Below are 23,550 nucleotides of genomic sequence, written 5' to 3'. Positions count from 1 at the left end.
AACGAAATGGAAGAAAAGTACTTTAATCATCTGTAAGTATCTGCTCTTTTCGTGTCTACTTTATTGACATCTATCCAAGTTGCATATCTAACACGTTCCACACCATCGAACACATAAACCACTTCAATCATCTATGCTACCTCCAATAAATTAGTTATCAATTCATCATCTGTTAGTAGCAAAGCCAAGAACTTATCATGGATGTTTAAAAACAAATTATCCTCATTCGATGTAAGCTCTCGTTGTCTCGCTCGATCATATAGATTAAGCAAACAATTAAATTCATCCATTAGCTCACCTGTATCATCATAGTTGCCACTATCTGCCAGTGAACCAACGATAAGCGATTGACACCACACTACTGACTCCTGCAGCCAATCAGATTCATCTTCCATTATCTTTAATACTTCTGGATCAAATGTGGAATAATCTTCTGTTACCAATCCCACACTAAATGCCAGCGTGTTCATTAGAAACCGATCTATTTCATCTGTATATTGAAAGTTCGGTGCTTTGTTTGTTGAAATGAAGTTTAGCATTTAATTTCCTCCTTGTTGGTGGTTAGCTGGGGTAATAACTACTATGCTTAACCACTTCTGGTAAAAGCTTATATACCAAGTTTTCATAGTTCATTTTCACTCTCAAGTGGTTAGTGGTTAGAAAACTCCAAGTTGAGTTCAATTTAAACCGCTAAGAGAGAGTGTGAGAATATTTTCCCCTATACTTTTTTAATTAACAATATTGAATAAACCAACCACTAACCACCTAGCGCTGAAAATAATTCTTTGAAAACGTATAGTACCAGCATTTATATTAGTTTATCTAAATGTGGTTAAGTATGTGGTTAGCCATTTTTGCTAACCACTAACCACATTTCTTAGCCTAAACGCTTTCTCTCTTCTTTTAATTTATCTAATTCAATTTCATTAGTTTCAATATCTAAAGCCTTCATATTTGACCGATTAGATTTGATTCGTTCAATGACATCTTGTTGTTCTTTAATTTTTTTATCTATCTCTGATTTATCGTATTCTAGTTCTTTACCTTTGTTTCGATAGCACGTTTTCCTTTTTGCCACCGTCATGTTTTCATCTACCACGGTAAGTCCATCTTGGAGGTTATCGTCATCATTGAAATACACTCCTGTTGCTAACTCAACTTTTCCTGAATGCTCCCAATCGGTACCAACGATCAAGAGTTTCATTCGATCAGTAAAATTGCGTTGTTTCATTGTGGTGGGGCTATTGTTTCCTTTACACCATTCAAGAAAATACTTAAACACAAAATCAGAACGTAATCGTGCAGATTTAAATTTTTTAAATACTTCAAAGTAAAAATCCGCCACTATATCATTTTGAACTGTAAATTCTTTCATTAATCTTTCACTAGAGGCTGGCTGAATGAAATTAGTAAAATCCTCTAATTGTAACGCTTCGTACAAAAGGCTTTCCAGAACCTCTGATCTATTGATATAGTCTTGCTTAATATCAGGATTTCCCTCGTTAGTTCCACGATATTTTTTAGTAAAGTTCACAAACAACATACGATCTTTAAACGCTTGAGAAATATCTTTTGTTTTCAAATGCCCGTTAATAGATTGAATGATAAGTGGACACCCCAAGAAAGAATAATTCTTTTGGCCTTTAGGATTGACATTCAATGGATCACCGCTAGTCAGTGTTTTAATGACTCGTGGTTCTTTTATGAACACACCGTTATCATTGTCATCTCCGATAATAACTTGAGCTTTTTCTATACCAGCTAATTGATGCTCTTTAGTCATCTCAACCATTGATAAGGCCATGATATTTTCAAATCCCACCAGATTGAATATCAGCTTTTGAAAAGTCCCTTTACCTGTACCACCTTGTTCATCATCACGTAACAGGACAAACTGATCTCTCTGTTTTAATTGCACGCTTGCACGAACAATTTGCATAAAAAGTAACTCCAGTTCTTTGTCTCCTTGCGCCCAATCAGAAAACATCTTTTTAACGGACCATCCTTTTATTTCCAGTGGAGAAATAAATTCACGATAATTAGTAGCAATTTTTGAAGTAAAAACGTAGTCTGGATTATATGGCTCCAATTTTTTAGTATTGAAGTTATAGATACCGTTTCCCACTACGATCCTATCAGAAGAACTATATAAATTTTTTATATCTGCTCTAGTACTTAAAATATGGATAATAGTATTTTTTTCATTCTCCTTGCTGAATGGTAAAATGTAAGAAACAACCCGGTACCATACACCTATTGAGTTGGTATAAATCCCGTCATCTAAGTTAAAAATAGATACAGGGCTATCAATATCATCAATTTTTACATAGTGAACAAATTCATCCAAAATTGTTACAGCTTCGTCAATTCCTAAATTTCCTTCATAAAAGGTATTCGCAAACCGTCCATTCACTTCATCTTCAATTTCTTCTGGATTGCGCTTTTTATTTTTCTTTAACGATAATTCTTTATTAATAGCTGCATTGATTTTTTGTTCTTTTATTCGTTCCCCAATTTGGCCTTTCAGTTCTTTTGCCCGCTCAATTAACTGCCATTTTAACTCTTCCATTGTTTTTGGAGAAGGTTTTTCTACTTCTGGAAGTGGATTGTTTTCAAAATCTTCAAGTAAATCTTCTGGTACTTCAATTTTTCCCAATCAGCAAGCGCCTCCCCTCTTTTTCATTTCCCTATTTCTGATACTTTTGAACGTGGCATTAAATTCTTTTTGAGTATATGGATCATTCAGTTGATTCACGTAGTTTTCATAAACAAAAACTGCTAAAGCGTAAATTCCTTGTTCACTTGTCGCCCCACTAGCGTAAAGCTTACCTATAATACTAGCCATGGCTTCATTTCGATTTATTGAGATTTCATCTAAACTGTCAATAAATTCACCTAATTTATTGTAGTAACTGCTTTTAAACGTTTTGTTATGATAAAAAGTTGACTTCTCTTGCTTTAAAGGTAACGGTTGTAAATAATCATCAACTTTTATTAGCTCGCCTTTTTGCGAAAAGATTAACGTTTTAGGTGATATTTTTGTAACCACTGGTAATCCCATCAATTGATTCCACTTATTACTTGCACTATCACAAGGAAGACCGATTTTGTTCACCACATTTTGAATCAACCGCTTGTTCTCATCTTCGATAAATGGTCTATCAGTTGGAATAAACAAACGATACCTTAGACCAAAAAGATTGTTTTTAATGGTTGGATAACAGATAAATGAAACATTAGATAAAGCTTCTTTTATCTTTGCTTGAAAAACAGTGACCATCAAATCTAAATCATCATAATCCAAGAATATCCCGATTTTTTGGTGCAATTCATTTTCTGTTCGAACGTTATTATCAAAAATACCAGCAACCACGTATGAAGCTTTGTGCTTTAATTTATCTGCCTGCTCTTTTGTATAACTATCATCAACCAAAAATTTTTGCGGTTCATATTGAAGTAAATAATCAAATAGATTTTTATTAACAGTGGTCATTTTATTATTGGTTAGTCCATCAACAAAACTAAATACCATAATTTTGTACCCCCTAACTTGCAAAAATTGCCTTTGGTGTGCCATCTTCATTAAATCGATTGTTGAATACAAGCCACACTTGCTGTGCTTCAAAATTCAACCATTGCGGATTATTATCCCCATTCACATCAGTCAAAACAGAAAGAGTGATTTCTCGATCCACATCATTTCCAGCACCAACTGTTGCTGCATGAGATAAAATCGGTGTATCGATCGGTATTTCTTTGAATCCCCAGCGATCAATCAAAAGTATTCGGCCAGTCGGTTTCCCTGTTGGATCGTATTGCTTTTCTAGTAATGTTTTATTCATGAGTAATCTCCTCGTTTCTTTGGTCATATTCGTAAAAATCATAACGCATGAATAATGCTATCGCTGCGCTAAATAACAAGGCTACTTTTATCGCTACTGGTAAAAATGTGACCATGCCACCTAAAATAATGCTAATTAAAATTAAATTTGTTCTCTTATTCATTGTGATTCCTCCTAATCTGGACAAATGGTATTAGATATTTCTTGGATAGCTTCCTCAAGTGTTTGTAAACTATCGCCCATATCGCCCAGCAATCCGCTTTGAATTTGGTGGTTCACCGCAAATTGATCCCCGCTGACTCGTGAGTATTCCAAATTTTCAGCCAGTCGGTGTAGTACCTTAATTTGTTGCGCACATTCGGTTAGTTTCTCTGCCTGTTTTAAGAGTTCGTCATTAGTTAAATGTTTCATAGTAGTTTCCTCCAATAAATTGATGTGTTATAATTGAAGGACAAAAGATTAATAGTTTTGTACTATTTTGTTTGCCTTTATCCTGTCCGCCAAGACTGTTATGGATAATGGCTTTTTCTTTTGCCCTCATTTACTTAGTCCTCCAGTTTGATCCCTAGCAAGCTTGCTAATAACTCAACTTGCTGATACAAAATTTCTTGATACTCTTCAATAGAAAGTCGTTCTTGAAACTCTGCTTGTGTTAGGTCATACAGACCTTGCAATACTCCGCTTACCGTTGGCTCTTGTGGCAACAATTTTTGATAGTCCATTTGCTCGTACAAACATTCAAAGGCTTCTTCTAGTGCTTTGCCTTCCAAGTTTGCTAACTCGCTTGCTGTATCTTCTGTAAGAATTGTTAATAATACTTTTTCGATTGCTTTATTTTGTGTCGATTCCATTATTATTTCCTCCTGTTAATCACTTGCCCCCAGCATTTTTTTACATTTCAAATTGTGACATCCACTCATCTACTTTTTTTCGGTTGCAGCGTTTTGTCTGATTGATGGTAGAAATTGGAAAATCTAACTCTTTAATAAATTTAGATAAATTAGAACGAGATACCTGTAAATATTCGCAAGTCGTTTCTAAATCCATCCATTCAGGGAATATAGTTCTCTGAATTTCTTGTTGCATTGTTTCTGCCCATACACGACTTGCAACTTCTGTTAGCTGTTGTTCGATCGTTGGGCTTAGGTCTACTTCTAGTTTCATCACTATTCTCCTTTCTTCTCAATGAGTTTTTCAATTGCTTGTTCAACTCGTTTCTTACGATCTTCACGTAGTGGCGTTCTTAGCCAAACAGAAAACCTTCCATCAGAAATCCCAACTACTTGAGCAACTTCCCACATTTTCAAACGATTAAAAAAAATTTTGTCACGAATTTCTTGATTTGCTTTCATTTAAAATTCTCCTTCCACTTTTTTACAACGCTGTTGTTAAACTTAATCTACCACAACGCTGTTGTTAAGTCAACAACATTGTTGTAATCGATTGTTTAATCTGCTAGAATCAAGTTATTCGTATAGGAGGTGACTCAATGAATCGAATTAAAGAAGCGAGAAATTTAAGAAAGATTAGCCAAAATGACCTTGCGGTAGAATTACAGCTTACACAACAAGCTATAAGTTATTACGAACAAGAAAAGCGTTTTCCTGATAAACATACTTGGGAAAAAATCGCGCATTTTCTACAAGTCCCTGTTGAGTATTTGCAGGGTAAAACCGATGATCCAGACGGTTGGGATTTATGGGCATCTGCTACTGGGTTTACCACTGAACAAATCAAACAGGAAATAGTTAGAATGAAAGAAGCTAAACATATTATTGGCAAAGAGAGTGACTTACAAAATCTTATAGGTCAAGCCGTCATGAATTTAGATGGTATGGGAAATACTGACCGGGGGATCATAAACGATATTGCACATTCGATTATCAATTTGCAATCAAAACTACGTGACAAATATGAAGATCCCCAAAAAACTAAAAATTTTGAAACTGAATCTGGTTCCAAGATATTCCCTGCTAGTACACCTCTTTCTGACTTAATATATGATGATCTAAGTGCTGAAGCCTATCAACAAGCTATGGATATTTTGATTACAGCACGTAGAGATCTACAAAATATTTCTAACAACCTTCAACTTAAATAATTGATCCTCCTCCCACTTGCCCCCAGCAGTACAGGAGGTTAAAAATGACAATTAAAGCATATACAAATAAACAAGGAGAACGGCGCTATAAATTTCAAGCGTATCTTGGTATAGATCCAATAACCGAAAAGCCAAAAAAGACCTCTAAACAAGGTTATAAAACCCGTAAAGAAGCTAGCTTAGAATTAGCTCGTATCAAGTTAGAAGCTGAAAAGCAACTAACCAATTTCAATAAAAAAGATTATACCTATAAAGAAATGTTTGAACTTTGGGATGAAAGTCATGCCCTATCCATCAAAAAAAGCACACAATCGGCCATAGACACTATTTTTAAAGTAAGAATATTGCCTTATTTCGGAAAAATGAAACTAACTAAAATAAACACGTTTTACTGTCAAAAAATTCTAAATCAGTGGTCTAAAGAATACCGTTCATTTAAAAACGTTCGTTCTTACTTCAACATGGTTATGAATCACGCTATTCGTTTAGGAATAATTAACTTTAACCCTATGGAACGGACTATATTACCACGTTTACAAGTGAAGAATGAGGTGAAAACTGGACGGTTCTTTGAAGTTGAAGAGCTGAAAGCTTTTCTCCAATTTGCTAAAGAGGATTGTGATATTAGAATGTATACGATTCTCCGACTACTTGCTTTCACTTCAATTCGTAAAGGAGAATGCTTGGCTTTAACTTGGAATGATATTGATTTTAAAAATAAAGAAATCAGTATCAATAAAACTGTTTACTACTTAGATGGAGAATATCAGGTTTCTACGCCTAAAACTAAAGCAGGCACACGCTCATTTGATTTAGATAATATTACACTGACTATTCTCAAAGACTGGAAACATTATCAAGCACAGCAGTTGCTAAAAACGGGAAAAGGAACCGATGGAAATAAGAACAATTTACTATTTAATAGAATGATTGGTAAGAAACCTTATGACTACTTTCATGGCTCACAAATTAATAAGGCAGTTGCAAAATTATGTAAGGATCATAATTTGAAACCTGTCACAGTTCACTCACTTAGGCATTCTTCTTGTACTCTGATGTTTGAAGCTGGACTTGACCTTAAGAGCGTTCAATACAGAATGGGGCATGATGACGTTTCGACCACTCTGTCCGTCTACTCCCACTTCACTAAAAAAATGAAACAGACAAGTGGTGAAAAGTTCCAAAGATACGTTAATTTTTAGCATATGGCATTAATGATGGCATTAATTCTAAAATACGCTACCATAAAAAGAGTCATAAAGCTTGATATAAAGCTATTTCAATGTGTATTTATAAGCATTCGCAACAGTTGAGTGGGAATAATTAAGTAAGTGAAGTTGAAGCCAGAACGTTGATTTAACGGCGTTTTGATTGACGTGAAATGGGTCATATGGTGGGGTATTCGTTATGTACCCCACCAAAATCACCACCAATAATCGCGGGAGTTGTCAGTTACTTGAGAGTAATTGATGATTTTCGCGATTTTTTTGAATTGGCTTCTTGTACATTCCGAAAATATTGCAGATAATGTAATAGGGAGTGGTGTATCAAGCAAACATGGAGGAATTGGCATGGCAATTACCGAATATGAAGATCAAATTCAAGCAATCATTAACAAACCGAATCACGAGGATTTCATTTACGATTTTTTGAGTGTGTATGAGAAAATTCCTAAGGCCACAATTACTAAATTACGAAAGGGATTGAATAATCTTTCCAAAGAATCAGGGGAGGTTTATTTAAAAAACAAGCTTTACTTTAAGCGGACCGATTCAGATTTAATGCAGGCGTATGTTGACGTTCAGACCCGTGTAAATGATTTAGGAACAAAGCCACGCTTTATTATTGTTACTGATTACGAGCAGCTATTGGCTAAGGATACGAAGACTAACGACACCTTAGACATTGAGTTTTCAAAACTACCGCAAAAGTTCGCGTTCTTCTTGGCGTGGAATGGAATTGAGAAGGCTGATTTCGACAAGGAAAATCCAGCTGATGTTCGTGCTGCCGAGCGTTTTGCGAAGCTATACGATGTTGTGGTGAAGGACAATCCGGACGCATCGCGGAAGGGACTAAACCTGTTCTTAATTCGTGTGCTGTTTTGCTTGTTTGCTGAAGATACAAATATCTTTGAGAACAATTTGTTTACCAATCGTGTTAAGCAAATGACTAAAGAAGACGGGACTGACTTTGATGCATTTTTAAGTCAGTTGTTTGGGGTGCTTGATTTTGAAAAGTCACAACGACCTGTTGACACACCATCGTGGCTTAATGATTTTCCATATGTTGACGGCGACTTATTTAAAGATCCGCACGAATCTTTGATGTTTAGTTCTAAGTCTCGAAAATTAATCATTGATGCTGGAGAATTGTTGAATTGGAATCAGGTTAATCCGGACATTCTTGGATCAATGATTCAAGCGGTTGCTAGTGAAGACAGCCGCAGTCACCTCGGCATGCACTATACGTCAGTTCCGAACATTATGAAGGTGATTAAGCCATTATTCCTGGATGGACTTCGTGAAGACTTTGAAGCCGCAAAGGGCAATGAAGATAAGCTTCAGAAGCTGTATAACCGAATTGGCAATATAAAATTTATGGATCCAGCCTGCGGATCCGGTAATTTTCTGATCATTGCGTACAAAGAATTACGACAACTAGAAATTGATATTCTGAAAGAACTCAATCATATACCCAACGTGCAGGTCTATTATCTTCCCTCAGTGACCTTAAGCCAGTTTTATGGTATTGAGATTGAAGACTTTGCGTGTGATGTGACGCGATTGTCGTTGTGGATTGCTGAGCATCAGATGAACGTTAAGCTGCATGAGCAGATTAGCGATGCTGTTCGACCAACGCTGCCATTACAGCATGCCGGTGCGATTGTATGTGGGAATGCGTTACGGATTGATTGGGAAAAAGTATTGCCACATGAAAAAGATGATGAAGTTTATTTGTTTGGCAATCCACCATATCTAGGGGCAAATAATCAAAAAAATAATCATAAATCAGATTTGAAGAAATTATTTAATGGAATCATCAAAACAGGTGAATTGGACTATATTTGTGGTTGGTTCTATGATGCAGCTCTTTATATTAGAGATACAAGAAGCCAATTTTCTTTTGTAACTACAAATTCATTAACCGAAGGAAAATTGGTAGGAATCTTTTGGCCACTAATTATGTCGATGAATTTGGAAATACAATCGGCCAGGCAAAGCTTTAAATGGAACAACAATGCAAGAGGCCAAGCACAAGTAACTGTTGAAATTATTCAAATAGGAAATGAATCAGATAGAAATAAAGTTTTATTTAATTCTTTAGGGAAGAAAGAGGTTGCTAACATTAATGTTTATCTAAATGAAGGAAAGACAATTATAGTTAATAAGAAAGTTGGGGCTCCCTTGTTTAACCTACCTAAAATATTTTCGGGGAATCGACCAACTGATGGCAAGGGCAATCTTCGGTTTTCTAAATCAGAATATTCCCAGATTATAGATGATGATCCGTCCTTAGCTATACTGTTTAAAAAATTAATCGGTGGTAAAGATACACAGAATGGGACATATAACTATGTTTTGTGGATAAAAAAGAATCTATTACAGAAGGCTATGTCAAATGTTCTTATCAAACAACGAATTGAGAATGTTAAGAGAGCAAGATCTAACAATCCGAAGTTGGCAGATGAGCCATGGAGGTTCAGGGATACTCGAGAAGCAAAATCTTCAATGATTGTGATTCCTGCGACTTCATCTGAAAATAGGCTGTATGTGCCTATTACTATATACAATAGTGACTATATTGCAAACAATTCAACGATGGTTATATATGATGCTCCTTTATGGTTGTTTGGAATTTTACAGTCCCATATGCATATGTTGTGGCTTCAAATAATTGGAGGAAAGTTGGAAACACGATTAAGATATTCCAAAAATTTAGTTTATAATACATTTCCATTACTTAGACTTTCCACTCGTCGTAAAAATGAAATTGAAGATTTAGTCTGGAAAATACTGGATATTCGTGAAGAGGAAGGTGGAACCCTTGCTGAGTTATACGGTTCACCACTGGCTGAAAAGAATCCAAAGCCTATGAATGCACGCTTGTTGGAAGCCCACCAAAAGCTTGACGAAGTGGTGGATCGCGCATATAAGTCGGACGGTTTCAAAGATGATTCACAACGCTTGGCGTTGTTGCTTAAAATGTATGAAGAGAAGGTGAAGTCACTTGGAGAATAAGAATGTTGTTGATGTGAACTACCATCGAACGGGTCAGAGCACCAATACAAATGACTTGGGCATGCGAGAAATGCAGGCGCGTGTCTATGAGCATCGCAATTCGCAGTATCTGCTCGTTAAGGCACCGCCTGCATCTGGTAAGTCCCGCGCATTGATGTTTGTTGCGCTGGATAAATTGGCTAATCAGGGTGTCAATAAGGTCGTGGTTGCCGTTCCTGAACGCTCAATTGGGAAGTCATTCCAGAATACTGAACTGGCTAAATTCGGGTTTTACGAAGACTGGCAGATTGACTCACAATATGACCTGACTTTACCCGGTGGTAACGATAGCAAAGTACAGAAGTTTGTGGACTTCATCAATTCACCGACTGGAAAGATTCTGATTTGTACACATGCGACATTGCGCTTTGCTTACGACAAGATTGATGATGATCACAAATTTGATAACGTGATGTTGGCGATTGATGAATTTCATCATGTCTCGTCTGATGACAGTTCGGTGCTTGGATCGGCTTTGAAAAATATTACGCATAACTCCACCGCACATATACTGGCGATGACGGGGTCTTATTTCCGTGGGGATTCTGCACCGATTTTGTCGCCGGAAGATGAACAGCAGTTTGATAAGGTCAATTACACCTACTACGAGCAACTGGACGGCTACAAGTACCTTAAATCTTTTGGCATTGATTACAAGTTTTACCAAGGAGCGTATTTGTCAGCACTGGATCAAGCGCTCGATGTGACCAAGAAGACGATTATTCATATCCCTAGCGTTAACTCAAGTGAATCAACGAAGGATAAGCTTAACGAAGTAGACGCGATTTTTGATGCAATTGGTGAAGTTGTTGATCAGAATCAGACGACAGGGATTTACTCAATCAAGAGTAAGGCTAACGGACGATTACTTAAGGTTGCAGATTTGGTGACTGAGGAAGGGCGTGACCGTATTCAGGATTATCTGCGTGAGCAGGTCAACAATGCGGACGATTTAGATATTCTAATTGCCCTTGGAATGGCTAAGGAAGGCTTTGATTGGCCGTGGGCGGAACAAGCGTTGACCATTGGTTATCGTCGGTCTTTGACGGAGATTGTGCAGATTATTGGCCGAGTCACGCGTGATAGTTCGAATAAGACGCATGCGCAATTTACCAATATGATTGAACAGCCTGATGCTAAAGATGGTGAGGTTCAGTATGCGGTCAATTCAATCCTGAAAGCAATTACAGCGTCGTTGTTGATGGAACAAGTCCTGGCCCCTGAGATTCGTCTTAAAGCGCGTAAGCATAAGAAAGACAATTCTTCGAGCAATGGCGGCGACATCTTTGTCCGTGGGTTGAAAGATCCGTCAACTAAGCATGTTCAGAGCATCATTGATAATGACATGCCTGATTTGAAGGCTGCGATTTTGCAAGACGATGCGGTTAAGAATGGTATCGCGGCAAACGTTGATCCTGAGACCATGAATAAGGTTCTGATTCCAAAAGTAATTATGCAGCGGTATCCAAACCTGAATAATGAGGAAGTCGAAGAAGTACGTCAATATGCTGTGGCTGATACTGTGCTGCGACACGCTGTGGTTGATACTACGACGGATAGTAAGGGAAATACGAACGAATTCTTGCGTATGGCGGATAAGTTCATCAACGTGAATGATTTGGACATTAATCTGATTGACTCAATCAATCCATTTCAGAGAGCCTACGATGTGCTGTCTCGTAACATTGATAGCGATGTGTTGCATGTTATTCAGCGCTCGATCGATGCGAAGAAATTTAATTTTGATCAGGCTGAGTTGGTGTACTTGTATAACGAATCCAAGCGATTTGTTGCCGAAAATGGGCGCAAACCGGACAAGAACTCAAAAGACGAACTGGAAGTTAAGATGGCCTATGCCTTAGCCCAGCTACAAGACCTAAAGGCAAGGAGGACGCAGAATGGCGGACGATAACTTAATCAGATCACTGGATGATATTTTCAATGATCCTGATGTTGATGATATGTTGCAAGCTCCGGTTAAGCACAAGTCGGTGACGTATGATCTTGAAGTGACGGGCTTTCAGGAAATCAATGAGTGGGTAAGTGACCATGATGGTCAGGAACCTCAGAAGCTCCGTGACCCGTCCCAGATGAAGCAGCGCAAGCTTGCTAGTCGGTTGAAGGGTATTCGCGATAGTGCTGAACGTCGTGACCATCTTGCTCCGTATGACACGTTTGGCTTATTACGTGACGAATCGGAAACAGAAAAGCTGGAAGACGTGATCAAGCAGGAGAAGACTGATTTTTCCTCACTTGATGACATTTTGGATGATGATTCTGTCCTATTTACGGGTACGCAAACACAAGTTTCAGACAGCAAGTTGTTTGATACTAAGGTTTACAAGGATATTCAGCGTGAACAGGAGAATAGACCAGAGGTAGTATCGCAACGAAAGGCAATGGCGAATTTTGGTGAATTTGAACCAATGTTTAAGAAGGCTCAAGCTGAGATTGCATCCGGTAAGCGCCAGCTACGGCCTTTCAAAAACTACGAAATTCTACGCCATCATTTTTACGTGTTGAAAGGTCAACTGCTCTACGTTGACGAAGTTGGCGCGGAAATCGAGCTTAACGACAACAGTAATCGAAAGACAAACGCAAGATTACATGTGGTTTACGATAATGGCACCGACAATCATCCACTACGGAATGGCCTGGCCGCTTCATTGTACGGTCGTCAAGGGCGAGTTGTAACCGAACCAGATGAAACCTTTGCATTTGAAACTAATGACCAAATTACCGGCTTTATTTACGTGCTCAAATCTTTGAGCACCAATGAGCAGATTATGCGAATCCAAAACGAACACCCACTGTATAAAGTTGGGTTTACGGCTGGATCAATACAGAAGCGTATTGCGAACGCCGAGAACGAATCCACCTATTTATATGCGCCAGTTGAGTTGGTCGAGGAAATGAAAGTTGTGAACCTGAATGCGGAGTCACTTGAAACGGCGCTGCATCATGCAATGGCTGAGTATCAGTTAGATATTGATATCACGGCTGCTAACGGGCGCTTAATCCATCCGCGTGAATGGTTTGTTGTTGACTTAACCACCATTGAGGAGATCGCTGCAAATATAATTTCGAAACTGAGGATGCAAGACTGAGACGTTGTTGATGGTCTAACCAACACATGAAAGTAGGGGCGTGAAGTTGACAAAAAGTCTTAACAGTCAGTTTAGAAGACTGAGTCGCGATTTAAAGAAGGAAATGGATAAAACGGTGAAGGATGTTAATCGTCATGCCGCGCGAAACCCGATTCGCCTTCCGGTGGAGTCTGATTTTCCTAAATCTGGGGTAACCGTTCAAAGCGTGGACAACAGTCTTCATATAACTGGTGATGTTAGCCATTCGCAAATTGGCGGCACGGATAATGTGCAGCTTAATATTGGTGAAAGTGATGTGGTTGGGCTGCTTGAAGGAATTCGGGAGTATGCTGGCGGATTACAAGAATCGGATCGCGTCGCATTGGTGCAAGCATTAGAAGAATTGCAGAGTCAAGGTAAGGTCGAATCGAGCGCCAGTAAGTCGTTTCTTGAAAAACATCCCTTGCTGGCGATGGGGTTTGACGCAGTAATCACGTGGACTGCAACTGCTGGGCTGGATCAGTTAGTTCCAATAATTCAGCGTATTTTTATTTAATAATAATTTTCGACTCAGATATGTTCCATGTAATATTTGAAAATAGGACGAGATGGCCGTCTTGCCATGGAGTAAATGTGGCAAGACGGAACGGGACAATCTCCTGATGCTGTGCAAGCATCAAACAGTATGAAGTCAAAAAATTAGCATCGTTTATAGTTTTAACAGTGAGAGCCACCCCGTCGGGTGGCTCTTTTTAGATGGATTTTCTTGTTTGCCGGATAAAATCCAATGACATTTCATGTGTGTGCACTTTTTGCATTGCGTTAATTGCTTTATTTAATTCTGCAATAACCTTGGCATATTCCACACCCTGTTTTTCATGGTAGTACCAAGCGTTGCTTTCCATTTCGGCGGCTTCATAAGCGTTGATGGATAGTTGGTAGGCCAATCTGCCGGTTGCATTTTTTGCCGGCGTGAGGTTACAAAGTGCTTTTTTGAAAAATGACAGAAGAAATTCAGGAAACTTAACAGTGAATTTTATGAGCTTGTCTTCGTCGAATCGTTGATGAAATTGATGTTCTAATGTTTTTTGGAGTGACTCACCATTTAGTGCTTCTGCACGCAGTAAAAATTCTTGAATGGCCTTATCTCTGACCCGTTTATCTTCCCCGTCTAACGGGTAGATGTCATAAGAAATTGCCGCATACATATTTGCAAAATCGACGTTGTTTATCAACACATCAAAAAGTAAATCGTGTAGTCCGTTCATTGTGTCGCTCGTTCCGTGATACAAATAAATTTCGTGAAGTGCGATATTAAATAGGTCTTTCCAATTAATACTTCCCCATAGCATTTTTTTGGTACCGTTAAACTTTAGCTTTTTGCTTATATCATCAGCATTTTCATTACTCATCAAATTAGGATGCTTCGAAGTTCGATGATTGTTAACAATATGACTGACTAGGGATTCATCAGATAGTAGGTCTCTTCGTTTCATTTTCATTTCTTTCTGGCGATATTTGATGGTACTGCTAATGGTGGAGAAAATATACTCTGTTGATTTTTCAAACATGAAATCACCCTCTCTATATGTGTGGGACTAAAATGACTAATCATTCGTCTAAAATATACCCACCATATCCTACTGTATAAAGCTTATTATATAAATATAGAAAGTGCAAGGGGGAAATGAGATGACTAACAATGCGTATAAAACCGTTAATTACGTTCATTCGCTGATTTCCGGACCGTTATTGGACGAAATTGGTGTCAGCGATTCAGAGATTGAAAAAGCTGTTGCTGAATTGTATGAAGCAATGCTTGCAGACTGCTCCGGCGATACTAGAAGTCATCCAAATGAGAAGTTTGAGGTGGGTTCATTAAGCATCACTATTAAAGATGAACGCGACTATCGTAATTGTTTACTTGACTTAGTAGCGGTACTTGAACGGCGCAGGTGGAATCGTGAGTACGGTTTTGCCCAGCGCTAACAAACTGCCTTATTTGACCAAGGCCATGATGTCGTTAAACTCTTGGAAACAAAAACAGAAAGGCGGCTGCAGAATGCAGCCGAAGGTGGCAACCATGCCTCTACAAAACACATGGATTTATACTAAAACGACGTTTGATGACCAAAAGCTCAAGTTGAACACAGGCAATCAGTTTATTCTGGTTAGTCAACGCCCATACAGTAGTAAGAAGAACCCACAAGATGTTGGCGTATCGCTAACACTCCAAGTCGTTAAAGATGATGGGGATTACGGGGTTGATAAGAAGACCGGTATGAAACGTGATAATAATGTTCTCAACACTTTTGACGTGACTATTCTGAATAACATCCAACGTCTTGACGCTCAAAAAGGCGATATTATTCGATTGGGTGAACTACTGGACGACAAGACCTTTATTATCGGGTTTGATATTATCCTCCGCTACAAGAATGTGCAGGTGATTAAACGTGCGGCAAAACAAGGTTAAAACTTCACGGTATATTCGTGGACAAACCTTGCTTGCTATTGAATCCTTATTACTGATTCTGGTAGTAGGGATTTTTCTTTCCACGAAATACCGTGTGATTATAGTACCCCAGTTAGTTGGTACCAGTCTTCTAGGCGTAATATTTGTGTTCGATTTGTGTTTGTTCTTATTGTGGGGCAGTCGCAATCATCTGAACAAGGGACTAATCTACGCCATTCGCTACTATGCGATTTGTCTTTCGATTAGACGTGCTTTGTTAGATGCCGATTACTTTGTATCACGGCAGTTCTTTGGAACTGCCGTGGCCCTATTACCAAAAATTAGATTGACGTTTATTGACAATTATAAGCGCGCGACCTTATCCATTGAGAATCGGGTTAAATACGTTCAGAGACTTGATAACGTTCAATTATCAAGTGCCCTGAGACGCTATGTGGTTGAGCGCTCATTTTTGTCTGACGATGAAAACTTCTACGAGTTTGAACTGTTCGATAGTCGGCTAGAACGGCGATTAACATTTACTTCGGCTGACGCACTGGTTAACTGTGGTTCCTCGCTTGAGTATACCGAATTATTCATCGACAAGTTCACAAAGGTGCCGTTGCATCATGCGCTGATTGTCGGGCAAACAGGCTCTGGGAAGACATATGGAATTTACTCCTTGTTGTTGCAGATGCTTAGTAAGCCGATACGATACCAACTGTTTCTCGCCGACCCGAAAGGCTCAAGTCTTTCGATCCTTGGCGACATCATCGCACCAGAGCACACGGCCGAGAACATTGAAGCAATTATTGACCTATTGCGGGATTTTAATGACGAGATGAGCCAGCGAAAGGTTGAGCTGAAACAGTTGTTGTCTGAAAAACTTGAGGCAACGTATTCAGATTTTGGGTTGTCACCATTTGTCTTCGTCTTTGATGAGTACGCGTCTTTTCAAAGTGCAGTACAGGCTTTTGATAAGAAACGCCGCGATGAAGTCAATAAGCTGATTACACAGATTGTTCTTCAAGGGCGGCAATTGGGCTTCTTTCTGGTTGTGGTGATGCAAAAGAGTGATAGCAGTTCGTTGCCTACGATGATTCGCGAAAATCTGCCATTGAAGATTGTGTTAGGAAATGCGGAAGCACAAACCTACGTGACCGCTTTCGGGACTGGTGTGGATATTCCTAGTCGTGATTATCGAAAAGGTGAAGGGGTTTTTACTTACCCCGGAATCGCAAACACCCCGAAGATTTGCGCTTTTAGTTACCTCGACTTTGATATAAACGCAGCTTTTCTTGCCAAGCGGGGGTTATGTAATAACCCCCGCTCCAGTAAAGGAGATTAGAAATGGAACCAACACTTTTACTAGGGATTGATGAGTTCACAATGGTACTGACGGTTGATAAATCTCAACTAGACGATATCCGTGACTGGTCACCAGTAGCCATTAATGTCATTAATCGTTTTTCCCAAATGACAGAGCTTGAAACTGTGTTTGGCCAAGAAACACCATTGACCGGTAAAATTCCTCAAGGCTATACGATTGGTTATCAGTATGGTGATAACCCGTTCTATTTTGCCATTGCCTATCATCCTGAAAACGTTCAGATGGGGATTGTGGTTAAGTTCTCTGCTTATGCTTGGGCGCATTATTGCCATGAGTGGGCTAGATTGCATCAATCGCCAATGACGATTAAGCAGTTCTGTTTGCTGACGGTGACCGATGATTTTCAGTCACGGCTTAGTCGAATCGACTTTACCGCTGATTTTCAGAACTACAATTTTACCGTTGATGACTTATACCGGCATTTGACTGATGGTTCATGGATTATTCAGAATGCTGATGGCAAAAAGAACCCATCAGGCTTATCGGCGCATGAGGTTAATAAGATTGTTGAGACTTTCTATGTGGGCTCAAAGAAGGGCAACACGCGGCTGTTCATGCGCGTTTACGACAAGCGGCGTGAGCAGATGGAGCAACCCAGTTTTCGTTATGAAGAAGCATTGGCAGTTGAAAGCTGGGTGCGACTTGAAGCGGTGTTCAAAGGTAAATATGCGCATCAGATTACGGACAGTATTCGTGATGAGCTGGGTAGCGATGAACAGTCAATGAAGGCGTTCATCGCGAGTAAGCTACTGGAGAAGTACCGCTTTGTGGACGTTGAGACAGAAGAATATGCTGACTTAACGGTTGCGCTCCTGAACGTGGTTGATGCGGGTGAGCACGATTTCAGCCGGTTACGTTTGGAGAGTCCACGAGATAGCGAGCTTATTAGGTCAATTCAGTATTTGATGTTTAATTCTGGGTTGTTCACTACGATGTTTAAATGTGATGCAATCTGGGGGAACAATTCTGGTATTGAGTTATTGCTAAGGATGGCGGCTGTCTATCTTCGTGGACGTCACCCCCCCTGATGATGCTGTTCGATGGGTTACACTTCATCGAAAAGAGATGGCGAAGCGAACTCTATTTGAACTCTTTGCCGAAATTGATACTACTCAAGAAGCGATACAAAAAGAGACTACCACCACGCCTCCAACAGCAGATGGTGATAGTCCCCGTTCCTAGCGTAGACAATGTGTCTACTCGTTTAGTATCTCATGCTTCTTGTAAGAATGAAAGAAACGAGAATGATTATGACGAATACAATTTGTAAACAAGACTTGATGGCAATTGGCTACAAAGAGCACACTGCACGTAGTCTGATTTGCCAAGCCAAAGCAATTATGGTACAAAAGGGGTACCCATTTTACAACAATCGCCGATTGGGACGTGTCCCGACCGAGGTCGTTGAGTCAATCATTGGCACAACGCTTCACCGAGAAGTGGAGTGATTAGTGATGACAAGTAAGTTACAAGAAACAACAAAATATGCAGGTGTTTTCAAAGACCTGAAAAGCGGTATGTACTTTTACCAGACCGAGTTGGGTATTGACCGCATCACGGGTCGAAGGGTTAGAAAGAAGGCGCGCAAAGATCTAACTGGACGCCCGTTTAAGACGGCCATGGCGGCAAATCGGGAATTGACCCGCGTGAAACGGGACTATTATCAGGTGAACAGTTACGCCAATTATCAGATGACGTATCGTGAGTATATGGAGCAAGTCTATATTCCTGCGTACAAGACTGAAGTTGAAGAAAGTACGTTTGCCGTCCGTCAAGGTGCGTTTGTGCAGTTCTGTGACCGCTTTGGGTCAAAGCAACTGCGCGACATTAATATTGAAGATGTTCAGAATTTTCGAACCTTTTTGCTGACTGATACTGATGAAGGTGGTGCTGGTTACTCTCAATCGTATGCCAGTTTGGTGTTCGGAATGTTTCGCAAGACATTAGATAAGGCTGTTTCCTTACAATACCTTGACTTCAATGTGTCAAAAAGCATCAAAGCAATTCCTAAATCGAAAGCCATTGTCCCATATTGGACAGCGAATGAGTTCAAAGCGGTTATCAAACAAATCTACACCGGTGATTTTCTTGAGAATCTGTACTTTGTGATGTTATGGGTCTATTTCATGACCGGGGTTCGGGTTAATGAAGGTATGGCGCTCTGGTGGAGTGATATAGACTTGGATAACAAGCATTTACGAGTTCACCACATGTTGTATCTGAAATCGCGGACTGATTGGACACGAAAAGACTATACGAAGACTGCCGATGGTAAGCGGACGATTGCACTAGATGATACAACGGTTGATGTATTGCGTAAGTGGCGGGAACGGCAGAAACAAGCAGGGTTAGGGCATGATGATGACTTCGTGTTTACCTATGATGGCTTGCCAATGATTAAATCCACGCTAGCACGTGTTATTCAGCGCTATGCGACAGCGGCTGGGGTGAAACCTATCCAAGGGAAGGGACTCCGCCATAGCCACGCTTCATATCTGATTAATGAGTTTAACGTGTCCGTCTTGGTCTTGTCTAAGCGTCTTGGTCACAGTGGCCCTGATGTTACCTTGAAGAACTATTCACATATGTGGGTAGGTGCAGATACTGCCATCGTGGAACAGATGGAGGGTCATATCAAAGTAGATACAGCTGACCAGAGTTCGGTTAAGTTTAACGGCAACCAAGCAATCAAAAATTTGAGTGAACTTGGTGCCCCACCAAGCACACCACCAAAAAGTCGGAAAGGTGATTTAAACGTTGATATGTAGGTATTCCTATGAGTGTGCTTTCTCTTGAGTGGGAATAAAGAGCCAACATAATATGAATGGGGAATACCGATAAATCAACGTTTTTCAACTTATGAATTGCTTGATTTTCATTAAAAATGATATGGTTCCCTACCATTTTTCCTATCAAAAAACCTTGTCAGATTAACGGCTGACAAGGTTTTTTGTTATTCACTACTTTTCAAGACATGGTTAGGCCAGCTATTTTTTCAAACCAACTATCCAACTCATCCAGCGTCTTATCATGATAAAGTTTAATCAATACTGCATTGGGCGTATCGATTGGAATATTTCCACCACCCTATCGAGTAGAAAAGTTTTATCTGTAAATAATAAAGATAATGAAGAAATAAATATTTCTGTATCTCCATCTGTATTAAGGAAATTAATTAGTTTCCTTAGTAAATACTGATCTTGAAATTTCAGATTGTATTTTACATCAAAATTCTTTATCGCTTCTTTGACTATATGATACAACCTTTTCACAACCACCCCGACAATAACGAGCCAACTCAAAAAATCGCAAGGGAGTTAACCCTTTCGTATCAGTTAGCTTAATCAATATCTATCATTGCCAGAGTAGGAATAGCCTACAATTTGATTAGATAGTTTCCTGTTCGTCACAAAGGCTGAAATTATTTAACTATCTTCTAGCTTCCTACTATAAAGAATCCAAACTTACTCAATAACACGAGTCGTTTTGGATTCTTTTTTACCTATTTATACAAATAATCAAATTTTTTTATTTCAACTCTTAGTTCCTTATTCAATAAGATTATACTTACACGACAAACAGCCCAAATTATTCTAAATTTGGGCTGTTTGGCATGATTTCTTTTTTTCACCTCTTAAAATACAATTGTTATTTAACTCGGATGATTAGAATCGCAGCGCTGCTAATTATCATCAAACTGGCGATAATGACTACCCATAGGCGAGTTGCAGAACCAGTTGGAGGCAACATCTGTTTAAAATTATTGATCAAGGTGACTTTTTTAAACCCAGTAGTTGTACTTGATAACTCGATTTGTTCAGCAGCCGGCTTACTAAAATTAGTTAAGTCTGTTATCTGTTTGACGCTATATTTCCCGTATGGTTGTGGAGAAAACGAAGCTTTGCCCTCTGAATTTGTTTTGATAGTAGCTACTGCGCTACCATCTTCTTTATATAGTGTGACTTCAACATTTGCTAGTGGGTTTCCTAAACTATCTTGTACTGTTACATCAATTCCAACACGGTCAGTAGCTGCTAAAACATACGTATCTGACACTTTGCCAGCATAGGCCGTTAAAGATTCTGTTCCTCTTGGTATCGATAGTGTACCCTCGCCAACATTTTTCCATTTAACCGTGCTAGTTGTATTAGGTAAAGCAACGGAGCCATTGGTAAGTTTTGCAGTGTTAAAATTTTTGCCAAAAGTAATTACACTTAATTTACTCGTTCCTAAAAACATATCCGTCATGTTCGCAACATTGGCGGTGTTCCAACTTGTTACAGTTCCATCTTTAGCGTTGCCAAGCGTAAGACTTTCCAAATTAGAAGCATTTTTAAACATTATTGACATTGATCCATAACGTGCCGGTTTTGTTGCATCAGTCTCTAAGTTTTTTACTCCTACATTAGTGGTGTCCCATCTACTGACATCTAAGCTTGTTAAAGCCGACATACCTGCAAACATATTCGCCATATCTTGAACATTACCAGTTGACCAATTTGAAACGTCAAGTGTTTTTAACTTCGCCGCACCACTAAATGTACTCTGCATTGTAGTAACAGCACTCGTGTTCCATGTTGAAACATCCAATGTCTCAAGATTTGACGTATTCCTAAACGTTTCTTGTAAATTTTTAACCTTTCCCGTGTTCCATGTTGAAACATCCAGTGTCTTTAAGCTCGTCGCACCACTAAACATATAAACCATATTATCCACACTTTTTGTATCCCAATACTTAGTTCCAATGATTGTAGTTAAGCTACTGGCACTATTGAACATGGAAGCAAATGATGTCACTGCACCTAAACCCCAACCACTTGTATCTAAAGACTCAACAGCAGAACCTGAAAACATTGTTGAGGTACTCACTACTGAAGATAAATCCCATGCACTGGTACCTTCTATCTTCGTTAACTTTGATGTACCTTGAAACATGCCGGTCAAATCTCTTACTGGTTCCAAGTTTTTTCCTGTAATCGGATCTATTACTGGAGTCGAATCTTTTACTCCAGTAAAATTCAAATTTGATAACCCATCAATTTGCGTCAGTTCGCTTAATTTCCCAAAAAGATAATAGCCAGATCTCAAAAAAATTTCTCCCTCAATTTTGATTTTCGCAAATTGAAATTGAGTATAATACTGATTCCATGGTGACTCAATGTTTGGAAAAAGGGCCTTACTTGTCGTTCCCATAATCCCTGGTCCTAGATGCAAAACGCCATCCGTGCTGATATACCATTTCACTGTCCCAAAAATTCCTTTTTTAAGTACGGGTGTTTTTGCGATTGTATTCGGATCACCCTCGACAGAATCAAGAAATTCTTTTCCTGTCACCACATATTTTGAGAAGTCCAAAATTGCCCCATCCGTCAACGTATAAGTTGCTCCATAAGTTCCGGTATTTTGTACCGCGTTAACATCCGCTCCGGCCTTCCAAGGACTCAGCGTTGTCGTAGCTTCGGGTGCGGCAGACGCCATAGCAGGTGCTGCGGCCAACTTAGGTGCTGGACTTGCGATGACATTAAACGCAAACTCTGAATCTAAAAACTTAGCAGTCGAAGCTGGATTAGCTAAATTAGGCGTGGGCAGTTTCACGTCAATATTTTCTGCGGCCACATCCGTTACTTCAATAGTCAATGCCTCTCCTGTATCCTCTTTATCCATCGTCAATTCATTGCCATTGAGTGTTCCAAGATCGCTAATTTTTTTATCTGTGAAAGAAAATTTCGGAGTAAGATTGCCATAAGCGCCAGTATAAGTCAATGCTGGCAGTGTGATGACATCTCCAGCTTTCCAAGTGAATGTCCGACCGTCTTTGATTGATTTCAATTTAATCGTAAATTTTGAAGGATAGACTTTGATTTTTTCGGTAACATCGGTAGTCTCTGGTGACCAGCTGACACTTGGCTTATCCGCTAAATCTGTCGCAGTCAGATCATCAAAACTTAACGGTGAAACACAATGGCTTCTGATGAGTCAGTTGTGTCTGATGATTCATCCGTTGTTACTGTCGTATCTGTAGTAGCTTCGGAACTGCTACTTGTCGTAGAAGATGTGCTGGTCGTCACTGCATCAGAACTTGTTGATTCACCTGTTGCATAGACTGAAACTAACGGGCTCAGAAAACCACTGAATAAGCTAAAAAGTACGAAACCGATTACAAATATTTGTAGCCGACCACTTTGCTTACGTTCACGGGGCTTTGTCTTGTCAACACGAATGAGATACTCATGCTTTCTATTATTTTTCATGAATACGTCCCCCCATACTTGATTATTTCGAGCTAAATAAAATAATGTACGTTTTTAATAAGTTAACTATAACACTTAGTAAGCGCTATTTTATTATCGCTCCTTAAAAAATCAATTTTATTTTTCTTATTTTATAATTCAGTATTTT

General features: G+C 39.2%; 25 protein-coding genes. 12 read left to right on the top strand and 13 right to left on the bottom strand.

All coding sequences use genetic code 11. The annotated features are described in order from the left end of the window. Positions 1-131: 131 nt before the first annotated feature. The 10 genes from FFM63_RS07645 to FFM63_RS07610 form a co-directional block, all read right to left on the bottom strand. On the bottom strand, positions 132-539 hold the full coding sequence (locus FFM63_RS07645; protein WP_137609715.1) for a DUF3206 domain-containing protein: 408 nt from the start codon (positions 537-539) through the stop codon (positions 132-134). A gap of 338 nt (positions 540-877) precedes the next feature. Next, positions 878-2,656, bottom strand: coding sequence for a phage/plasmid primase, P4 family (locus tag FFM63_RS07640; protein WP_137609714.1), 1,779 nt, complete (start codon positions 2,654-2,656; stop codon positions 878-880). Next, positions 2,657-3,532: a primase alpha helix C-terminal domain-containing protein gene (locus tag FFM63_RS07635; RefSeq protein ID WP_137609713.1), complete on the bottom strand. Its 876-nt coding sequence runs from the start codon at positions 3,530-3,532 to the stop codon at positions 2,657-2,659. It lies immediately after the preceding gene. A 13-nt stretch (positions 3,533-3,545) separates the two neighbouring features. Next, positions 3,546-3,842: a hypothetical protein gene (locus tag FFM63_RS07630; protein WP_137609712.1), complete on the bottom strand. Its 297-nt coding sequence runs from the start codon at positions 3,840-3,842 to the stop codon at positions 3,546-3,548. After that, a complete protein-coding gene (locus tag FFM63_RS09800) occupies positions 3,835-4,005 on the bottom strand; it encodes a hypothetical protein (RefSeq protein WP_171000210.1) in 171 nt (56 codons plus the stop codon). The genes FFM63_RS07630 and FFM63_RS09800 overlap by 8 nt, the downstream gene beginning before the upstream one ends. Positions 4,006-4,016: 11 nt before the next feature. Continuing rightward, positions 4,017-4,253 (bottom strand): hypothetical protein, encoded by a 237-nt coding sequence (locus FFM63_RS07625; protein ID WP_115251912.1) that lies wholly within the window; start codon positions 4,251-4,253, stop codon positions 4,017-4,019. Further along, a complete protein-coding gene (locus FFM63_RS09795; RefSeq protein WP_171000209.1) occupies positions 4,237-4,383 on the bottom strand; it encodes a hypothetical protein in 147 nt (48 codons plus the stop codon). Before FFM63_RS09795 ends, FFM63_RS07625 begins: the two co-directional genes overlap by 17 nt. Before the next feature lie 4 nt (positions 4,384-4,387). Beyond that, positions 4,388-4,693, bottom strand: coding sequence for a hypothetical protein (locus FFM63_RS07620; protein ID WP_137609711.1), 306 nt, complete (start codon positions 4,691-4,693; stop codon positions 4,388-4,390). 40 nt (positions 4,694-4,733) lie between these two features. Next, on the bottom strand, positions 4,734-5,006 hold the full coding sequence (locus tag FFM63_RS07615; protein ID WP_137609710.1) for a helix-turn-helix domain-containing protein: 273 nt from the start codon (positions 5,004-5,006) through the stop codon (positions 4,734-4,736). Positions 5,007-5,008: 2 nt separating this feature from the next. Beyond that, positions 5,009-5,194, bottom strand: a complete 186-nt coding sequence (locus FFM63_RS07610) for a hypothetical protein (RefSeq protein ID WP_137609709.1) — start codon at positions 5,192-5,194, stop codon at positions 5,009-5,011. Between the two features lie 137 nt (positions 5,195-5,331). Between FFM63_RS07610 and FFM63_RS07605 the strand changes: the two genes are divergently transcribed. The 6 genes from FFM63_RS07605 (at position 5,332) to FFM63_RS07580 (ending at position 13,862) form a co-directional block, all read left to right on the top strand. Next, entirely contained in the window at positions 5,332-5,943 is a 612-nt protein-coding gene (locus tag FFM63_RS07605) for a helix-turn-helix domain-containing protein (protein WP_137609708.1), read from the top strand. A gap of 44 nt (positions 5,944-5,987) precedes the next feature. Next, entirely contained in the window at positions 5,988-7,145 is a 1,158-nt protein-coding gene (locus FFM63_RS07600) for a tyrosine-type recombinase/integrase (RefSeq protein ID WP_137609707.1), read from the top strand. A gap of 369 nt (positions 7,146-7,514) precedes the next feature. Then, positions 7,515-10,181 (top strand): class I SAM-dependent DNA methyltransferase, encoded by a 2,667-nt coding sequence (locus FFM63_RS07595; RefSeq protein ID WP_137609706.1) that lies wholly within the window; start codon positions 7,515-7,517, stop codon positions 10,179-10,181. Then, the gene (locus FFM63_RS07590; protein WP_137609705.1) at positions 10,171-12,132 is read left to right on the top strand and encodes a DEAD/DEAH box helicase; all 1,962 of its coding nucleotides are present in this window, start codon (positions 10,171-10,173) and stop codon (positions 12,130-12,132) included. The genes FFM63_RS07595 and FFM63_RS07590 overlap by 11 nt, the downstream gene beginning before the upstream one ends. Further along, the gene (locus FFM63_RS07585; RefSeq protein ID WP_137609704.1) at positions 12,119-13,327 is read left to right on the top strand and encodes a GIY-YIG nuclease family protein; all 1,209 of its coding nucleotides are present in this window, start codon (positions 12,119-12,121) and stop codon (positions 13,325-13,327) included. Before FFM63_RS07590 ends, FFM63_RS07585 begins: the two co-directional genes overlap by 14 nt. A gap of 46 nt (positions 13,328-13,373) precedes the next feature. After that, positions 13,374-13,862 carry a hypothetical protein gene (locus FFM63_RS07580; RefSeq protein WP_137609703.1) on the top strand — a complete coding sequence of 163 codons (489 nt, stop codon included), beginning with the start codon at positions 13,374-13,376 and terminating at the stop codon, positions 13,860-13,862. A 196-nt stretch (positions 13,863-14,058) separates the two neighbouring features. On the opposite strand, the gene FFM63_RS07575 is transcribed toward FFM63_RS07580, so the two are convergent. Then, the gene (locus FFM63_RS07575; protein WP_060417991.1) at positions 14,059-14,877 is read right to left on the bottom strand and encodes a hypothetical protein; all 819 of its coding nucleotides are present in this window, start codon (positions 14,875-14,877) and stop codon (positions 14,059-14,061) included. A gap of 121 nt (positions 14,878-14,998) precedes the next feature. On the opposite strand from FFM63_RS07575, the gene FFM63_RS07570 reads away from it, so the two are divergent. The 6 genes from FFM63_RS07570 to FFM63_RS07545 all read left to right on the top strand — a co-directional run bounded on the left by FFM63_RS07570 (position 14,999) and on the right by FFM63_RS07545 (position 19,919). Further along, positions 14,999-15,295 (top strand): hypothetical protein, encoded by a 297-nt coding sequence (locus FFM63_RS07570; protein WP_137609702.1) that lies wholly within the window; start codon positions 14,999-15,001, stop codon positions 15,293-15,295. Further along, positions 15,270-15,782 (top strand): hypothetical protein, encoded by a 513-nt coding sequence (locus tag FFM63_RS07565; RefSeq protein ID WP_246033303.1) that lies wholly within the window; start codon positions 15,270-15,272, stop codon positions 15,780-15,782. The genes FFM63_RS07570 and FFM63_RS07565 overlap by 26 nt, the downstream gene beginning before the upstream one ends. Next, entirely contained in the window at positions 15,763-17,109 is a 1,347-nt protein-coding gene (locus FFM63_RS07560) for an FtsK/SpoIIIE domain-containing protein (RefSeq protein ID WP_137609701.1), read from the top strand. The genes FFM63_RS07565 and FFM63_RS07560 overlap by 20 nt, the downstream gene beginning before the upstream one ends. Before the next feature lie 2 nt (positions 17,110-17,111). After that, a complete protein-coding gene (locus FFM63_RS07555) occupies positions 17,112-18,179 on the top strand; it encodes a replication initiation factor domain-containing protein (RefSeq protein ID WP_137609700.1) in 1,068 nt (355 codons plus the stop codon). A gap of 222 nt (positions 18,180-18,401) precedes the next feature. Continuing rightward, positions 18,402-18,599 (top strand): DUF3173 domain-containing protein, encoded by a 198-nt coding sequence (locus FFM63_RS07550; RefSeq protein ID WP_060418013.1) that lies wholly within the window; start codon positions 18,402-18,404, stop codon positions 18,597-18,599. A gap of 6 nt (positions 18,600-18,605) precedes the next feature. Next, the gene (locus FFM63_RS07545; protein ID WP_137609699.1) at positions 18,606-19,919 is read left to right on the top strand and encodes a tyrosine-type recombinase/integrase; all 1,314 of its coding nucleotides are present in this window, start codon (positions 18,606-18,608) and stop codon (positions 19,917-19,919) included. A gap of 880 nt (positions 19,920-20,799) precedes the next feature. Here FFM63_RS07545 and FFM63_RS07540 read toward each other — a convergent pair. Beyond that, a complete protein-coding gene (locus tag FFM63_RS07540; protein WP_137609698.1) occupies positions 20,800-22,980 on the bottom strand; it encodes a BspA family leucine-rich repeat surface protein in 2,181 nt (726 codons plus the stop codon). Between the two features lie 116 nt (positions 22,981-23,096). Beyond that, positions 23,097-23,402, bottom strand: a complete 306-nt coding sequence (locus tag FFM63_RS07535; protein WP_137609697.1) for a hypothetical protein — start codon at positions 23,400-23,402, stop codon at positions 23,097-23,099. Between the last annotated feature and the right edge of the window lie 148 nt (positions 23,403-23,550).

It is taken from the genome of Enterococcus pingfangensis (assembly GCF_005405205.1).
GTDB classification, from domain to species: domain Bacteria; phylum Bacillota; class Bacilli; order Lactobacillales; family Enterococcaceae; genus Enterococcus_A; species Enterococcus_A pingfangensis.
The sequence above is the reverse complement of the archived record's forward strand: the minus strand, read 5'-3'. Positions and strand labels throughout refer to the sequence as shown.

Excerpts from the sequence above, each read along its gene's own strand:
- FFM63_RS07645 (WP_137609715.1), bottom strand. The coding sequence starts at position 539 with ATGCTAAACTTCATTTCAACAAACAAAGCACCGAACTTTCAATATACA.
- FFM63_RS07635 (WP_137609713.1), bottom strand. The coding sequence starts at position 3,532 with ATGGTATTTAGTTTTGTTGATGGACTAACCAATAATAAAATGACCACT.
- FFM63_RS07630 (WP_137609712.1), bottom strand. The coding sequence starts at position 3,842 with ATGAATAAAACATTACTAGAAAAGCAATACGATCCAACAGGGAAACCG.
- FFM63_RS09800 (WP_171000210.1), bottom strand. The coding sequence starts at position 4,005 with ATGAATAAGAGAACAAATTTAATTTTAATTAGCATTATTTTAGGTGGC.
- FFM63_RS07625 (WP_115251912.1), bottom strand. The coding sequence starts at position 4,253 with ATGAAACATTTAACTAATGACGAACTCTTAAAACAGGCAGAGAAACTA.
- FFM63_RS09795 (WP_171000209.1), bottom strand. The coding sequence starts at position 4,383 with ATGAGGGCAAAAGAAAAAGCCATTATCCATAACAGTCTTGGCGGACAG.
- FFM63_RS07620 (WP_137609711.1), bottom strand. The coding sequence starts at position 4,693 with ATGGAATCGACACAAAATAAAGCAATCGAAAAAGTATTATTAACAATT.
- FFM63_RS07615 (WP_137609710.1), bottom strand. The coding sequence starts at position 5,006 with ATGAAACTAGAAGTAGACCTAAGCCCAACGATCGAACAACAGCTAACA.
- FFM63_RS07610 (WP_137609709.1), bottom strand. The coding sequence starts at position 5,194 with ATGAAAGCAAATCAAGAAATTCGTGACAAAATTTTTTTTAATCGTTTG.
- FFM63_RS07605 (WP_137609708.1), top strand. The coding sequence starts at position 5,332 with ATGAATCGAATTAAAGAAGCGAGAAATTTAAGAAAGATTAGCCAAAAT.
- FFM63_RS07600 (WP_137609707.1), top strand. The coding sequence starts at position 5,988 with ATGACAATTAAAGCATATACAAATAAACAAGGAGAACGGCGCTATAAA.
- FFM63_RS07595 (WP_137609706.1), top strand. The coding sequence starts at position 7,515 with ATGGCAATTACCGAATATGAAGATCAAATTCAAGCAATCATTAACAAA.
- FFM63_RS07585 (WP_137609704.1), top strand. The coding sequence starts at position 12,119 with ATGGCGGACGATAACTTAATCAGATCACTGGATGATATTTTCAATGAT.
- FFM63_RS07575 (WP_060417991.1), bottom strand. The coding sequence starts at position 14,877 with ATGTTTGAAAAATCAACAGAGTATATTTTCTCCACCATTAGCAGTACC.
- FFM63_RS07570 (WP_137609702.1), top strand. The coding sequence starts at position 14,999 with ATGACTAACAATGCGTATAAAACCGTTAATTACGTTCATTCGCTGATT.
- FFM63_RS07555 (WP_137609700.1), top strand. The coding sequence starts at position 17,112 with ATGGAACCAACACTTTTACTAGGGATTGATGAGTTCACAATGGTACTG.
- FFM63_RS07550 (WP_060418013.1), top strand. The coding sequence starts at position 18,402 with ATGACGAATACAATTTGTAAACAAGACTTGATGGCAATTGGCTACAAA.
- FFM63_RS07545 (WP_137609699.1), top strand. The coding sequence starts at position 18,606 with ATGACAAGTAAGTTACAAGAAACAACAAAATATGCAGGTGTTTTCAAA.
- FFM63_RS07535 (WP_137609697.1), bottom strand. The coding sequence starts at position 23,402 with ATGAAAAATAATAGAAAGCATGAGTATCTCATTCGTGTTGACAAGACA.